This window comes from Methylobacterium iners (assembly GCF_022179305.1).
Lineage (GTDB): Bacteria > Pseudomonadota > Alphaproteobacteria > Rhizobiales > Beijerinckiaceae > Methylobacterium > Methylobacterium iners.
Genome location: NZ_BPQP01000004.1, coordinates 83,333 through 99,418, shown reverse-complemented (window position 1 = coordinate 99,418; position 16,086 = coordinate 83,333). Strand labels below are relative to the sequence as shown.

General features: G+C 59.0%; 11 protein-coding genes and 1 tRNA gene. 1 reads left to right on the top strand and 11 read right to left on the bottom strand.

Annotation, left to right across the window (positions count from 1 at the left end; genetic code table 11):
- Positions 1-9 precede the first annotated feature (9 nt).
- The 8 genes from MFF55_RS01430 to MFF55_RS01395 all read right to left on the bottom strand — a co-directional run bounded on the left by MFF55_RS01430 (position 10) and on the right by MFF55_RS01395 (position 12,386).
- Positions 10-1,107, bottom strand: a complete 1,098-nt coding sequence (locus tag MFF55_RS01430; protein ID WP_238242301.1) for an ATP-binding protein — start codon at positions 1,105-1,107, stop codon at positions 10-12.
- 30 nt (positions 1,108-1,137) lie between these two features.
- The gene (locus MFF55_RS01425; RefSeq protein ID WP_238242300.1) at positions 1,138-2,688 is read right to left on the bottom strand and encodes a DUF5691 domain-containing protein; all 1,551 of its coding nucleotides are present in this window, start codon (positions 2,686-2,688) and stop codon (positions 1,138-1,140) included.
- A complete protein-coding gene (locus MFF55_RS01420) occupies positions 2,688-3,947 on the bottom strand; it encodes an SWIM zinc finger family protein (protein ID WP_238242299.1) in 1,260 nt (419 codons plus the stop codon). Before MFF55_RS01420 ends, MFF55_RS01425 begins: the two co-directional genes overlap by 1 nt.
- Before the next feature lie 755 nt (positions 3,948-4,702).
- On the bottom strand, positions 4,703-5,050 hold the full coding sequence (locus tag MFF55_RS01415; protein ID WP_238242298.1) for a DUF3775 domain-containing protein: 348 nt from the start codon (positions 5,048-5,050) through the stop codon (positions 4,703-4,705).
- A gap of 133 nt (positions 5,051-5,183) precedes the next feature.
- Positions 5,184-9,161 carry a hypothetical protein gene (locus MFF55_RS01410; protein ID WP_238242297.1) on the bottom strand — a complete coding sequence of 1,326 codons (3,978 nt, stop codon included), beginning with the start codon at positions 9,159-9,161 and terminating at the stop codon, positions 5,184-5,186.
- Between the two features lie 349 nt (positions 9,162-9,510).
- Complete coding sequence (locus MFF55_RS01405) at positions 9,511-10,866, bottom strand: hypothetical protein (RefSeq protein ID WP_238242296.1); 1,356 nt, start codon at positions 10,864-10,866, stop codon at positions 9,511-9,513.
- Positions 10,863-11,393, bottom strand: a complete 531-nt coding sequence (locus MFF55_RS01400; protein ID WP_238242295.1) for a hypothetical protein — start codon at positions 11,391-11,393, stop codon at positions 10,863-10,865. The genes MFF55_RS01405 and MFF55_RS01400 overlap by 4 nt, the downstream gene beginning before the upstream one ends.
- Positions 11,394-11,729: 336 nt before the next feature.
- Positions 11,730-12,386: a recombinase family protein gene (locus MFF55_RS01395; protein ID WP_238242294.1), complete on the bottom strand. Its 657-nt coding sequence runs from the start codon at positions 12,384-12,386 to the stop codon at positions 11,730-11,732.
- A gap of 891 nt (positions 12,387-13,277) precedes the next feature.
- Here MFF55_RS01395 and MFF55_RS01390 point away from each other — a divergent pair.
- On the top strand, positions 13,278-13,865 hold the full coding sequence (locus tag MFF55_RS01390) for a hypothetical protein (protein WP_238242293.1): 588 nt from the start codon (positions 13,278-13,280) through the stop codon (positions 13,863-13,865).
- A 15-nt stretch (positions 13,866-13,880) separates the two neighbouring features.
- On the opposite strand, the gene MFF55_RS01385 is transcribed toward MFF55_RS01390, so the two are convergent.
- From MFF55_RS01385 to MFF55_RS01375, 3 genes are all read right to left on the bottom strand, one after another.
- Complete coding sequence (locus MFF55_RS01385; protein WP_238242292.1) at positions 13,881-15,473, bottom strand: site-specific integrase; 1,593 nt, start codon at positions 15,471-15,473, stop codon at positions 13,881-13,883.
- A gap of 82 nt (positions 15,474-15,555) precedes the next feature.
- Positions 15,556-15,640, bottom strand: a tRNA-Leu gene (locus MFF55_RS01380).
- A 113-nt stretch (positions 15,641-15,753) separates the two neighbouring features.
- Positions 15,754-16,059, bottom strand: coding sequence for a FliM/FliN family flagellar motor switch protein (locus MFF55_RS01375; RefSeq protein WP_238242291.1), 306 nt, complete (start codon positions 16,057-16,059; stop codon positions 15,754-15,756).
- Between the last annotated feature and the right edge of the window lie 27 nt (positions 16,060-16,086).

The following is a 16,086-nucleotide window of genomic DNA, read 5'->3' as shown; positions in this document are numbered from 1 at the left end:
AGAGCTCCCTCACGCGCTGGCGCGGGCGGCCCTGTAGAACTCCTTCCAATCGGCGCGTTCCTTGACGACGGTTTCCAGGTACTCGCGCCAGACGATGGCATCCTGCACCGGGTCTTTCACCACCGCCCCGCTGATCCCGGAGACGAGGTCCTCGGCCGAGAGGCGGCCGTTTCCGAAATGCGCCGCGAGCGCGAGGCCGCTGCCGACCACCGAGATCGCCTCGGCCGTCGAGAGTGTGCCCGACGGCTGCTTCACCTTGCTCTTGCCGTCGGCCGTCACACCCTCGCGCAGCTCGCGGAAGATCGTGACGACGCGGCGGATCTCGGCGGCGCCCGGCGGCTCGGCCGGGATCTCGAAGGTGCGCCCGAGCGAGGCCACCCGGCTCTCGACGATCGCGATCTCGGCCTCGATCGTGGCCGGCGGGGGCAGCACTACCGTGTTGAACCGGCGCTTGAGCGCGCTCGACAGCTCGTTCACGCCCCGATCGCGGTTGTTGGCCGTGGCGATGAGGTTGAAGCCCTTCTGGGCCGGGACCTCCTCGTTCAGCTCCGGAATCGGCAGCGTCTTCTCGGAGAGGACGGTGATGAAGCTGTCCTGCGTCTCCGACGGGATGCGGGTCAGCTCCTCGACTCGGGCGATGCGGCCCTCGTTCATCGCCCGCATGATCGGCGAGCTCACCACCGCCTCGCGGCTCGGACCCTTGGCGAGCAGCAGCGCGTAATTCCAGCCGTAACGGATCGCCTCCTCGCTGGTCCCCGCCGTGCCCTGCACGATGAGGCGCGAGGTGCCGCAGATGGCCGCCGCGAGATGCTCGCTGACCCAGCTCTTGGCCGTGCCGGGCACGCCGAGCAGCAGCAGCGCGCGGTCGGTGGCCAGCGTCGCCACCGCGATCTCCATCAGACGCCGGTCGCCGATGTATTTCGGGGTGACCTCGAATCCGGAGGAAAGGCGCCCGCCCATGAGGTAGATGACGACGGCCTGCGGCGACATCTGCCAGTTCGGCGGCCTGGGTCGGTCGTCGGACCTCTTCAGGGCCGTGATCTCCTCGGCGAAGGCATCCTCGGCGGCCTGGCGCAGCTGCGCGGCCTTGGCTCCGTGCGTCGTCATTTGCGGCGATCTCCCTTGAAGGATCTCTCGTCAGGCGAATTCACGGCGCATGGCGGTGCGCAGCTCCAGCTTCTCCGCCAGCCGGGCGAATTGCTCGGGAAGGCGCTTGTCGTCGGGGTCATCCGGCAGCCGCGCGAGGATGGCGGCGGCGCTGGCGGCGATATCGTCTCCAGGTGAGAGGCGTGCGCCGAGCCCGTGAAGCAGCCAGGATTTCGCGAGGTCGTGGCGGTCCGAGCGCGACCCGCGGGAGAGCCTGGCGAGCCAGTCGAGGACTGCCATGCTGAAATCCTTCGAGAACAGCGGAGGCCCGCGACCAAGCAACGAAAGGATCGCATCGATCTCGCCCCCGCCGATCACCGAGCGCAGGTTCGCCTCCCATTCGGCCTGCGGCAGCAGGGTCACGGCACGCGCCCACAATTCGAGGAGCGGCTTCGTGCGCCGCACGCCGTCGACCCGGCCGGCATAGGCCTCGCCGAGCACGGCGGCCATGGCACCGGTCCAGGCGAGGTCCCCCTCACGGGCGACGGCCTGGAAGAACCCTTCGAAGATCTGATCTGGAAAGTCGCTGCGAAGCGCCAGCTCGATCCAGAGCCGCGGCGGGTGATCGGCGAAGGCATGCAGGGGCGCCGCCGCCAGGATATCCCGCAGGAGCCCGGCCCGCGTGCCGCCCCCGCGCCTCTCGTAGCTCTTGGGCTCGACGCCATCGCGGGCGAGCGCCGGCGATTCCTCCGGCAGCGTCACCGCGAGGGCGTAGGTCGTCGCACGGAGCAGGCGGCGCTTGGCCTCCACAGCGAGCGCCGCCTTTGCCCGAGCCGCCATTCGCGAGGCGAAGGGCGAGTTGGGCAGGAACGGCAACAGGCGCTGCGCGGCCGCGCGCACGCCCGCGGCCCGGTCGTCGAGGCAAGTTTCGAGGAAGGGCGCGTCGGCATCCGACAGCCCCACCCTTAGCGCGCCGACGAGGGTCTCGCGCATGGTCGCCTTCTCGCCCTTGAACCCGGCCTCCAGGGCGGCGCGAGCGCCGGCGGGATCGCGCTCACGGAAGGCGGCGAAAGCGATGCTGCGCTCGTTCGCGCTGCCCTCGGTCCAATCTGGCGCCGAGGCGGGGGGCTCCTGTGCGTCGCCGCAGGCCCGCGCCAGCCAGTCGAGTTCGGGGCCGGCGATCGCCTCGAGCGATGGGAATTCCCGTCGATAGGACGCAAGCGCCGGAAGGAGCCAGATGGGCGCGCGCACGCCTGCCGCGGCGGCGAGGTCGCACCATTCCCTGAGCCGGTCCCGCACGCCGGTGCCGCCAGCGAGCAGCAGGGTGAGCCGCGTCGCGGCGGCGGGAGGGCATTCCGGCCCGGTCCCGATGCGGGGCGGCAGCGGGGTCAGCGCTTCGGCGGCGCGCCCCGCGCCCGCGAGGTGATGAAGCCCGGCCGCGGCGATCCGCGAGAGCAGTCGCGCGCCCGCGTCGCCACCGGCATCGAGATCGGCGACGGGTCCGCTTGACGGCGCCGGCGGCGCGCGCTCCGCCCCGATCAGGGCCACGGCGAGCGCGCCGTTCCAGGCCGAGCTGGGCAGGCCCTCCGTCCCCGCCGCCATCAGGCCGCCCGCATCAGGACGGGCCGTGGGTCCTGGGCGGGCACCGCATAGAGGCGCCCCTCCGTCACCAGGGCCAGGGGCGAGAGGCCGAAGCCGTCATAGGTCCCGAACAGGTCGACCGGCCCGCCTGCCGCCACGGCGACCAGGGCCGGAAGGTGCGGATTAGCCCGCAGGGCGAGGCATCCCGTGGCATCGCCGATCCCGACGGCGGGCGCCTCCGCTGCTTCGCCCGGCAGATGCCCGAAGCGGACATTGTCCAGGCGCAGGGGCCAAACCTCCGTCCAGGGGGAACGGGCGAGCACCGCGGCGAAGCCGTCGAGCGCCTGTCCTACGCTCACCCGGCCTGGCAGGAACCCGGAAGGAGACGGAGCAGCCCGGCCTTCGCGAAATACGGCCCGCAGCGGCGGCTCGCCCGGCTGAAAAGCGAGAGCCCCGCAGAAATCCTGCCCCACGGCCGGGACCGGCGGCAGTGGCGAGCCCGGCGCGCCGTAATCGACCACCTGTGCCAGCGCACCCGTCCGCCGCCCGACGAGCCAGAGCGAGCGGGCGGTGATCCGGTCCTCCTCCTCGACCGCATGGGCGAGCACCGCCCAGTCGTCGGTGTGATCGGGCCGGGCCGCTATCTCCTCGGCGGTCACGGGGTAGCCGATCGCCGCGCGAACCGAAGCGGCCTGCTCGGGCGCGAGGGCATTGAGGCGCCGAAACGCCTGGATCAGGAGGGCGAGCCGGCCGATTCCAAGCGCCAGCCCCTCCTCGCGCCGTGCTGCGCCGGCCGCGGGCGCCGCCGCGGCGAGGCCGGGCAGGGCGCGCACGCGCCGGGCGAGGCCCGGGGCCTGCCCGTCCACGAGGCGGCCCGCAATCCGATCCCAATAGGCGTAGGGCTCGGAGCGCGCGGCGGCGAGCCCGCGCCGCATCAGGTCGCGCAGCCAGAGCTCGAGTTCGTCCAGGGCGGCGGCGACCCGTTCCTCGCGTGCCTGGCGGCGCTTGGCCTGCGCCTTCTCCTCGACGGGTTTCTGCGGCTCGCGCGCCTTGGTCTCGGCCGCCGTCGCCCGGCTCTCGCGTCCCTTGGCCCAGGCGGCGACCCAATCCGGCGGCTCGGCCGCAGCGACCGGCGCGGCAGCGTCGGCGAGCATCAGCCCGAGCCCATGCTTGCAGGGAAATTTCCGGCTCGGGCAGGTGCATTTGGAGGCAGGCCCGGCGAGATCCGCAACGGTGCGGTAGGGGCTGGCGCCGCTGCCCTTGATCTCGCCCCAGATCACCGTCCCGGCCCGCCCGAGCCCGCTCCACTTAGCGGGCTTGGCCTGATCCTAGCCGGCCTTGCGGCTCCCGTCATCGGGGGCGAGATCGAGAATCTGGGCAATCGTCAGGGTCATGCGGCGAGGGGTTTGGGTTTCCGTCGCTCAAGTCTCTGGCGTGGCCCATCTAGGCCATGCCAACCGAGCGGCAAGCCTAGCAATCTACGATTGTTGGATCGATCCGATCGATTGCGGCACGGCAGCCGATCCATGGAGGTCGCCGTGCTGTCCACGAGGATGGCGCGGGCGCTCGAAACGCCGTCTGCGGCGTCCCTGGTGACCGCGGTGCTTGCAGCGGGGCGACGGCCGGGCCGGTCCACCCTTGAGGTAGCTCGCCGATGATGAAGGGGTCCGAGCCGCGACCGGTGACAGATGCCGACGAGGGCGCGCGGACCTTCCCGTCGCAAACATCCGCCTACGATCGATCCGTGACCGTCCGAACGTCATCCGTGACGGGGCAGCCAACGACGGCAAGGGAATGCAGGGGTCGGCGTTCCACGAGCAGGCTCGCGCCGCCGATGATCGGATGCGCACGTCGCGCTTCGTCGAAATGCAGAAACCTGAAGGAGATCAGGTTGGTGCGGCCAAGAGGACTCGAACCTCGGGAGAGCCAAGTACCTCTAGGCTTGCCAATGGGTTACGGTCAGCAACCGCCCTCTTTGTGTGAGACTTCTGTGTGACAGTCAAGCCCGCCGCACAGGGTTGTCATCACTCATCGCTTAGGCCCCGACCTTCTCACGTCCGGTCCGAAGGTAGGCGCTCAAACCAAGGGTCTTGTCGGTGATGTAGCCCACGTCTCCCTCATCGGATCTCTCGTGGGCATAGGCCAGGGCATCCTCGAATGATCCGTCGAAGTCACGACCGATCCACATGACAGCCATCAACTCCATACGCTCCTCGTGTGTCAGTTTAGAAACTGCATCAACTAGCGGCTTCTGATTATCCGAAAACTCCTTCATAGAAACCCTAGGATCACTGTTCTCTACCCGTACAGCCTCTTTCCGATTAAGCTCATCGACACAGTGAATAATATGGTCAATTTGATCAGACGTTAGGTTCTTAAGCATTCTTATGTCCCCTTATACAAGCTGATGGCAAGCTATAAGAGTCCTTGTCATCAATGTTTAGACAGACCATAGGCCAGAGATAGCCACTGATCTGCCCATCAATTTTCCATCGCGGCGTCGTAGTTACGCTGTGCTACTTGTATGGTCTAAAGCCGACATCCTTTCCGCCCCCTAGGATGTCACCCTTCAAACGTTCGCGTCGTAGTCGCTCTGTGAAGAGGTTAGTTTCTTCCTGAAGGAGGCGGTTGGCAGCTAACTCCCGGTAGCCCTCGATGATCTTGTTGGCGACTTGTGCCTTGGTGCCGTCCTGCGACTTCGTACCATAAGAGAGGTGCGGCTTACTCACCACATGCTCGTCTAAGAGATCGATAACCGGCGTCTCACGGTAGTACCTTTGCAGCCTATCGAACAGGGTTTCTTTGCCGTCTTCTGTCATTTTAGTTCTTAAATCGATGTCACCAAAGACTGAGGCGAACCGTGGAGGCATCGCGAAGCTGCTACTCGACGCAAGTTCAATCGTGTTTAGCTCTCGCAGAACCCGTAGCTCCTTCGCTGTTCTTCCGGCTTCCCGTTGTTCTTTGGTCGTGAAGTTCAAGCCCAACAGAGCACTTGCCGGATTAGCAAGAGTACGAACGTTTCCGAGTTGGTCATACTGTTTCGCAACTAGGGGATCACTCGGGTTTACCTTAGCTCTGATGTACTGCTCCCATGAGACAGGGTTCGCTAGAACTGGATTGTCTTGTAAACTCGATTTAGAGACAACAGCCGGGATAGCAAGCTGAAGCTTCTGTCCAGCGAAGCGAGACAATGCGTTCTCTTTGTTCTCGGGATCAGACATGATCTGAACCATTTGAACGATCTGATCAACGCCTCCCATAAGGTTCGCGTCTTTGATAGCCTGAGCGACAGATAAAGTTGCTGCGGAGATGTGACCACCTACCAGTTTCATCTCATCGTCTACATACTCACCTTGCGCCTTCCGGTATTGCAGCACAGAAAGCTTGTCGAGTGCATTGACCATGATCTTGAACGGGGTAGCGAAGGGATCGAGGTTTCTGAAGGAGAAGGTCGAACCATCGGAGAACTTGAGTGTGTAGGGTTCCCACTGCTTCCCATCTTCTAGTCCCCGCTTCTGCTTGTGGTCAGTCGGGCCACCCCCTGTGATCCTCCCCTGTGCGTAGAGCATCGCGACAGAACCAGCGAAGGCCATGGAAAGCATCGATTCTCCTTGCGCTCGCATCTGCCTCACGGGACCGTTCAGTCCGTTTAAGTCACTGATGATGCTGGATCGCCCTGTCACCACATGGGACAGCAGGTTCAGCCCAGGGGTAAGCCGGATGCCTTCCTCAAAGACCCTAACCGGCGTCCTGAAAAACAACTGGCCTACGAGACGCATCCACGGGTTTTCATTGACCCACGCCTCATACCGCTGAGCCCATGTCGAAGCCCCGTTCTCCCCGCTGAACCTACGCTTGAAGAGCAGGTCGTCGGCGTAATCCCTCCCGGCCCTGTCGGTAGCTTCCTTCAGGAGTTCACCGTTTCGGTTAAGCTCGGTCCTCACCCATTGATCGAGGCGTTCTCCTGTAAGCCCTCTTGCCTCGCCCTGGTGCTTCAGAAAGGCCAGGGTGTTCACCGCATCGGGTTTGTCAGCGAAGGATTGGGCAACGGCTTGTTGAACCCTGGCATCCACGAATGCGTCAGCATCAGCCCCCTTCAAGCCCTTAGCAGCAGCAACCTCCACGGCATCGGCGGTAGCCTGTCCAACCACGAATCCCCGGTAGTTCACCTGGGCGAAGAACTCATCAGTGGTGTTGAGGATGCGCGGGAAGGTTCGGATCAGGCGTCCTGTCAGACCGGGTATGACCGTGCCGTTCTCTAGGACCCGGTTTCCTTCTAGCGACAACAGAGAGCGTTCGTATTTGAATGCCGCCTGTGCCGCCCTGAGCGCCGTACTCGTGCTCGCAAACATCGCCCCGTAGGTTGAGGTCATCCGTCGTAATTCGATCTTCGAGAGCGGATCGTGAGCAACGTATTGAAGGAATGGCGTGTAAGCTGTCTTGAGCACAGCAGGCAGAGTGTTGGCTACAATGGTCGCAGGAGAGAATACCGTCGAGATAATGTACTCGTTGAGCCCTTTGAGGCCAGTCTTGGCTGCACTTTGAGTCCTGCTAATGACCCCGCCCTTGATCAACTCCTGCTCAAGCAGGCCATCGATGATTTCACTGCGCCTACCAATGGAAAGCAGAGCGCCTGAGATGTCATCGGCTTCGAACTTGGTCTCGATGTCAGCTTCTAGCGACTTGATCTCATCTCGCTTTTGGGCCTTCTCAAGGTATGCTTGATATCTGTCGTAGTAGTCTGCCTGTGCCGAGAGCTTCTGTTCCGGTGTAGCAGCCTCAGGATTGATACCCTTATCCTTCAGAATGTCCTCAACGGTTAGTCCCCGGTTCTCATTCGTGTTGAAGACTTGGTTGTTGGCTCTCTCGCCCAACCGTGTGCCGCTCATGGAAGACAGGTCGGTGTCAGCAGCCTTGATGATCGACCGCATGGCATCGATCTGGTCCAACCGTTCAAGGGCTTGAAGGTCACCCTGCCGAGCGAAATCGAGCGCCTTCGTTCCTTCCTCGTCCAGTGCCCTCGTGGCCTTCATTAGGGTAGAACCGACAAGCTGCTCCTGTTCTCCCGTGGAAGCCCAGCGTCGTAGTTCCTCAACCGATTGTGCGACCTCCCGAGGGCTCTTGCTCAACAGCAGTTCTACCGGTTGCTCCACCGTCTCAGCGATGGCAGACGGGATGCGAGGGAAGTCACGCACTCCGGTAGGCTCCCCTGCAACGCCACGGATTGCTTCGATCACGTCATTGGTTGGGGGTGAAGCCGGTAACGTGTTGGCCCTGGGCTCAACCGCCTGCTCAAGAAGTGTGACCTCAGCCGCTCCGTCCCCTGGCTTCACTGCTGGCTGATCGATAGCAGCCGGTTGGACAGGAGCATCAATCGGCCTCACCGCCTGAGATGCCAATTCCTCAGGCACCACAGCGTCACCAGCGGCTACGGACGGGCTTCCGGGCAGTTGTCCCGCCTCTCGCCCGACAAGCTGCTCTACGGGGCTTCCTGCGTCTTTCCCGAGTACGTTACCGGCACCCTTGATAAGACCCTGAGCCCCGGCACTGAGGACACCACCTGCAACACCGCCCAGGGCCGCGGCACCAAGAGCCTTCCCGGTGTCGAACTCGGCTTGGCCCCCAGCATTGATCCTTGCAGATTGCTGAACGCTTTCCTGTACGCCGGTCCATAGCGCCCCTTCCATGCCGCCCTGTACGCCGGTCTTAAGAAGGGCCTTGATGCCTTCCTTAGTCAGCACCTTGCCTGCCGCCGAACCCGCCATGCCAAAGCCCAGGGTAGACAGTCCGACGTAGGTAGTAGGATCAGCAGCCAATCCTTTGAGTGCCCGACCTACGCCACCCCATGAAATCCCCAGCTTGTCATAGGTCTCCATGAGGTGAAGGAAGGCCCTCTTCTCCTCCGGGTCTGCTGTCCTCATACGGTTTGCATCAACAGCCATTGACGGCAGATTGTAGTTGAACCACCCCATCTGATTGATGCCGTAGTCAGCAGCCTCAGCATCAGTCCCGGTGAACGTCTTGCCCTCACGTTTTGAATAGGTGACCTTAGAAGCATGAAGCCAGTCCGGGTCATGCCGGAGTGAGTCGGTGGTAATGCTTTGAGTATCAGGGCTGGCTAACTTGGAATGAAAGAAGGCTGTCTTCTGCTCCTCAGTCAGATCATTTGAAAGTTGGTACTCCTTCTCATTGATGATGTAGGTCGTGTAACCGCTGCTACTCACCTGAGGCGCTTGTGTCTGGCCGCGTCGATCCGGCAATGACTCAATGTGCTGTTTGATAATCTGGTTCTGCACATCCTCCGGCATGTCATCCGGCAACTCTATCGTCTGATCTCCGATAATGTGGGTCTTATATGCTGCCGAAGGCGAAGTGGTACCCTCACGCTGAGCACGTTGTTCCTCAAGAATCTCAGCATAGATCCCATCCCTTGCCTCCTCGGGGATCGTATCCGAGATAACGACATCTTGGTTTCCAACTCGAACTGTAGGCATGGCTTGGGTCCTTCCTGACAAAGTTTGATTGTTGATTTGAGACACACGGCGCTTAGGCATAGCTTCGCCATCGGCTGCATGGGGACAGCGCGAGAGTTTCCAGTTTTTCCGTACTAAAGAACTTCTATCCTACACGCTCACTATTGCGCTGAGACGTAGTAGGACCGTCTCTGTGCTAACCAAGTAGCCAAAAGACCTTCGAGCCAGTCCTGAGCCAACGTCGTCAATCGTAGCGGCATCGTAGTGGCACGGTGACACCGGTGAGACTGGGGCCTCGAAGACGAGTCACCCTCTGCCAGACTGGGAAAGGCTTATGAGCCCTAATATTGCTTAACTGGGTGTCTAACTCCTATACCGTAGTGTGACCGAAGGTGTATAGAGATTTATTGATACTAGATATGTCATCTATAGAGACTGAACCTTCTATCCCTACCATATCGTAGAAGACACTGAGCATCACAGACACTGTTATCTCTCTTGCTGACTCAGGTACGAGAACACAATCATGGATCGGAAGAGACACAATCCCCTCACCAATCAGGATCGACACTACTCGAATGATCATTTCACTTTCTATGAATTGGATACGATGACCAATCTGAGATGGAAGGTGATGAGCGATATCAGGATGTGAGTCGATGATGAATTGACACAAGTTCTTCACATTTGTCTTAGGCAGAAGCTGCGTGGTTTCTCTTGGTTTCTTTGAAGGTATCACATCAGAGAACGTAAGAGTATTGTACAGCCTCTTGATCCCCTCCCTCCATTTAGGATCGATGCATTTGATCTCATACAAATCATCTCTCGGCGGTGTCTTACCGGTGATACCGTAGAGGATACGAATAGCTGACGACTTGTAGTCTACCCCCACGATCCTCTCACCATTGATCTTTAGCCCCCGTAGTCGCTCCTCCTTACCCAAGTTCATCCAGAACCCGTCCCACATCCGACCACCACTGCTGAATGAGCCACAAGTGAAGGAACGGCGCAGGCGTCGTAGTGAAGTATCTACAGTGATGAACCGTCGTAGCGCCCTACGGTCGAACTCAATATCAGCACCCTCTAGATATTCATTGATTGCTTGAACCTGAGTTCGATACCGGCAAGTTTGCTCCGTATCTGTGTACGGGATGTTCTTGGGCTTCTTCCCGTATCCCTTCTTAAAGTCCTTGAGTTCGATCAACTCTCGTACCCTATCATGACCGAAGTCATCGCAGGTTAGACCGTGTTTCGCGACAAGCTCATGGAATGCCTCGCGAGCATTGATGGTAGTCTTTTGCTTAGCGCCGCCTTTGTAATGATATCCTCGCCTCTGTTCCAGCCAAAGGAGACCTTCACCGGACATCGCATCTAGCAGCTTCGGTAGACCCTGGTTCATCGCAGGATGCTTGTAGCGATTGGCCTTACCAAGTTCCTCCTTCGACCTACTGATGACCATCGACCTGTGATCATCGGATAAGATGTAGTGAGCCAAGTCACATACAACGGCTGTTACGGTCGATATGTATGTCTGTTGGTCTTTGGCTTTACGTCGTCTCTTTCTCCTGAGATCAGCTTTCTCATTCTGATCAAGGATGTCGATTGCTTTCTCAACGAACGCTTTAGCCTTGGCAGTGCGAGGAATACGGGAAGGGCAGAAGAAGCGGTCGACCTCCTGTTCCTCTTGATCAAACGGGTTCGCTTGGATGTCAGCGCCACCAATCACCGTAGTGACTCCAATGCATCGAAGTATGCCAGCTTCTCCTTCCGCTCCTTCTCCTCATCTTCTTTGACTATTCGGGAGAACGTCACGCCTGTTGAGCCAAGCTTACCGATGATCAGGGTTGACATGACGATGTTGGCCTTGGGAGGAAGTTCATCGTAGACAAGCTTCCGCTTGCCGCCTTCACCTGTAGGCCAGGACTTCGCATTCGTCGTAGTCAAGCCACGCACTCGCCTGACCAACTGAAACCTGAATGACTGATCCGTCCTGAACCTTCGCCCTTCCAGGTCGTACATGAGATAACAGGCTAGGACGGTATCAATGACCTTCTTCGGTTCAACATTGATCCCTAACTTCCTGATCTCACTCATACCCCTCCGGTTATACCGGTTCATATACGGAGTGCTGGCTAGGGTCTCCTGACAGTAGTCAACCAAGCTGTTCCACTTGGCTTCCATCATCAGCCAAACTGTGTTGTCAGGGTGTTTCGCTCTCTTGTTATGAACCATCTCAACATACGGCCTCAGCATCTCCTTAGTGATCCCTATCTGCTCAGGGTCACCATGGTCGCGGTTAGCCGCATAATGCTTCGTACAATAAATACCGTATGATGATTTCGCTGGTCTATGACATCGTTCGACTCGGCACATCCTGTGCATCGCCTCTTCTAATCGGCCGTTATGGGAGCCTAGGGCTCACCCTCGCAGGCTTACATTTTAGAAGATCGATAAGTCAAGCCCTTCCAGGTCACTTCCTAGTCACTTTCTATTTGTATTTACTTACGCTTCTGTAGACGTTTGCGTTAGCGTAATTGTCTGTGTTGATTCATCAGCATTTTCGACGGCCTACCCCGGCAAAGAATCTTTCTAGATCCTCCCCAGCACCTCCTTCACGCCGACGTGGCTGATCCGAAAGCCCTTCGCCTGGACCGCTTCTGCAATCACCCTCAGTGACTTCCCATCGGTCTTGAGTGTCTTCATGAGCGTCACCGCTTCTTGCTCGGCCTCATGCTCAACAAGGTCACCCTGGTCCCCCACGCGGTAGCCGAACGGCACCTTCCCTCCGAGGTACCTATTGCGGGCCTTCTGATCCTTCTTCACGTCACTGATCCGCTCACGAATGCGGTCCCGCTCAGCCTCAGCCACGGCGCTAAGGATCGTGAACACCATCTTGGCGATACCGTTGCCGGTCACGTCGCCACCAAGGTCGATCATGTGAAGCGAGACACCCTTCTCCCTGAGTTCATGAAGGACATTGAGAGCATCCCTGGCTGACCGGAACATGCGGTCCAACTTCGGAGTGATGATGGTGTCACCCGGTCTAACCACGGCTAGGAGTTCGGAGCCTTCCTGCCTCTCGCTCACGGGGACTGACCCGGACACACCCCGCTCAACGAAGTGTCGATCCACGGTCATCTCCTGCATCTGGGCATACCCGTTGACCCGCCTTTGCTGAGCACCAAGGCTCTCGCCTTCATCAGCCTGTCGATCCGTGGAAACCCTGGTGTAGCTGTAGACGGCCATGACGCTCAGAACCTCTTGTAAGGTTGTAAGCTTGTGACACACTCGTCAGCCTCTGTAAAGCTGCATTAGCAACCTAACAGATGGAGCATCAGGAAGCCTCAGGAACGGTCTCGCTTCAGGAGATGAGTGTGGTTGACGGGGAGGGTGGCCTTGCCTGTCCTGAGCCAACCTCGTCAGTCCGTGGCCCTGCTCAGCGATGATACAGTGTGAACCCGACCCGATGATGGGCACACTCATAACCCTGCCCCTGCTCAACCAAGGCGACGGGAGGGGTGGGCTAGGGGGGAACCCTGCTGGAAACACCTTTAGGGTTGGCCTCTCACATTTTTCTAACAAATCAGCCGGTAAACCCCTGCTGTCTGAAAGGGTTCTGCACAGAGTTACAAGTGATACCTAGCTAAACGACGCTGAGCCTACATCACTGAACGGTTACGCTATGGTATGTGCCTTCGATATGCAGGTCGCTCGCGGTAACGGGTCCATTATTGAGCCATAATGTACTGCCAATGCTCGCCGGCCTAGCTTAATAGGTCTCTTGCTGAGCTACGTCCCACAATGCGCAACCTGATAACAATACAACTGGGTACCTTGTTCCGTCTCGAACTCGATGACTATGGGCTGTATATCGTCATAGGTTCTAGAGACTGGTTTTGGAACATGAGAGTAAGACCCTTGTCGTGGGTCAAGTTCGTCACGAAAGACAGAAGCAAACCAGGTGCGGCCACGGTCTGACCATCAGGGGGAGGGGAGGTGCGATCTCCTTCTCTTCGTCGACGTCTTACAGATGCTCAACAACTTCCTTGCAGCCACCACCAGACCCGCCTTGAGGCGTTTGCTCTATCTTGTCATACGTTTGTGCAATACGGGACATCAGCAATGTGGGGGTAAGTGATGCGTTCGCTCTTTGGGTTGGCACTTCTTGCCGCCACAACAGTCAATGCCTTTGCTCAACCTGATGCTTCGGCTTGGCGATGGGAACAGGCGACACCTTTAGAACGACAGTCCTACTCTTGCGCTGCTCTGATGATGGTACTTACAACAACACCGGATCAGCCCGAGTACCAATCATTGAATAAGAGTGCCATGGTTGCTGGCATGGTCTTGAACGCTGTTGGTGCGGAGGAAAGCGCTAAGCGTCTGAGAGTGCGTGTAAACAATGGCTTTGTTCATACCATCCGAGATAGTGAGATGAAGGTCGCAGCCGCGTCTTGGCAAGTTGATAGACCAAAGACAGTCAAGCGGTTTTGGGATTGCCTCGTCTGGGGAACGTCATCCGTCCAAGCGCTTCAGAGTGAAGCCATCAAAAACCCGAGTGAGATAGTATATCCATTATCTTTCCCTCCAATCGGAGACGGTAAGGCGGATCAGAAGGAGAGGTTTGAGAAATGGGTTTATGCTTCCATGGACACGTGGCAAAAGCTCAGCAACATTACGCCAAGCGATCTCAAGGAAGCAGCACGCAGGGATGTTAATCCTTAATTTCGCATCATGATATTAGGCGGTTAAGTCAAGCTTATACCTCGGAAACCGCTTCATGGCTTTCGCCTTCATTTTCAAGGTCGGAGCCTCATAAGATCTTCCAACGGACCTAACCCTGTGTCCTGTGATCGCGTCTCTAATGCGTTCCTCAATTCCGACATCAAGTGCCTTCGTCTTCCATGTGTGACGCCAGCCGTGGTTCGGATCGACGTTAGGGTCCAGCTTTGCCACTTCACGAACCCACTTCGCCACCTTTTGCCCGCGCTGTTCCGCAGGAGGCGTCGCTGTCTTTTTGTCATGCCTCTCAGGATCGAAGAAGAGAGGACCAGGGCCTGACGCCTCTACAAAGGCAAGGAAACCCTGTTCGATCAGGTGCTCATGGATGGGAATGAGGCGGGGGGCATCTGTCTTAGTCACCCTTAGGTCCATCAGCGTTACGCCGTCTTCCACCCTGATATCTCGCTTTTCAAGGTGGGTCAGTTCGGCGATGCGAGCCCCTGAGTAAGCGGCAAGCCAAGGACACCATCTATAGGCGAAATAGAGAGTAGGGTTCGTGTCATTAGGCTTGACCGATGAAGCAGCAGAAAGGATCGCGCCGATCTCCTTCTCCCGGAAGTGCTTCTCTCGCTTTTTTCCTTTCTCCTTAGGCTCATCCAAGCGAGATCCACTCACAGGGTTTGCGGTGAGGAGTGTTCCACCCTGCCGGCTCATGGCCCAACTGAACACCGAGCTTACCGCCACCAGATCGTTCTTATTGACCGCCTTTGCCGTGATGCCTTCCACCTTCTCGCGGTGAAGCGCCCAGGCGTAGATGTCATCACCTGTCAGGGAACGAACGTCGCGATCCTCGGCAAACCGGATCAATGACCGGAAGCTACCCCGATACCGCTTGATCGTGTTCGCGGCCTTCTTATCAGCGTTATAGGCGGCCCACCGTTCGAACAGATCATCCACTGACAAAATAGAGTCTGCCCTAGGCGCGTCGTTGTCTCCGTTCGAGATACTAGGCCGTGTCCAAGTAGGAAATGTTGACGCTACAGGATCAGGGCTATAGTCGCCTCTTGCATTTCGTTTTAGGGTTCCAGCGGCTCTATCCAAGGTGTCGAAAGCAGCTTCAGCGAGACGTTTCCAGCTAGTCTCGTCAACAACAAGACCCTCCCGAGTTAATACCGCATCTACCGAAGGCCCGATCCACTTCTCAGTCTTGCCTCTGGCCCGGTAGCTGGCATGTATATTCTCAACTTCTTCCCAAATCTCGGCTGTTCCGGGCTCGTCACTCAGTCCGTCTATAAAATCTTTGTACAAGAGACCGCACAAGGCGGTTATCTGCCTCTTGTTGAGAGTCATCGGTCCATTGCGCTCAGCATCCCAAAGCCGCTTGAGAGCACCATCGGCAACCGCATGTCGGGTCCTAGCCTCAGTGACCTCTTTGGTACGGAGGGACGCCTGAACCATGTCACCGACCTTCACGGAGACAAACGTACTGGCAATGGGGATCGAGATGACGCGACCCTTCACACGGACCAAAAGGTCACGCGGGGTGCGCTGTCTGAGGTGGTAGACCCCGGTCTTAGGGTCCTTCCAAGGTCGGGCAGTCATGAGGGCCATGTGGGGCACCGCTGTGTGAGAGCGCGGCTTTCCCTAACCCACTGTATTGCACCAACCTTCTGTCACACAAGGACAAAAGAGTTGGTGCGGCCAAGAGGACTCGAACCTCCACCCCTTGCAGGACTAGCACCTCAAGCTAGCGCGTCTACCAATTCCGCCATGGCCGCATCGTCGCCACGTCGCCGGATCGCGGCCCCGTTAAGGGGTGAGCGCCAGGGATCGTGTGGAGCGGCGCAGCGGATAACAGATGAAATCCGATGCGACAAGCGCGTGTTGACCCTCAGAGGAAATTGACGCCGCCCTCCAGCACCGGCACCGCACCCTCGCCGATGGTCACGCCGGGCAGGCGCACCGCCTCGGCCTTGCGGATCAGCTCGGTGATTTCGACGGAGATGCGGTTGCCCGTGACCACGATCTGGCCGCGGGCGATCGGGTGGTCGTTGGCGAGGATTTCGACCATATCCGTCTCGGTAGATTCGAGCTCGATCACCGCGCCGCGGCCCATGCGCAGCAGCATGTGCAGCGGCATGTGGCTCCGCCCGAGCACGACCGTCAGATCGACCTTGAGGTCTTCGAGAACCGCCACGCCTGTCGTCCCGCTCACGGGACGCCG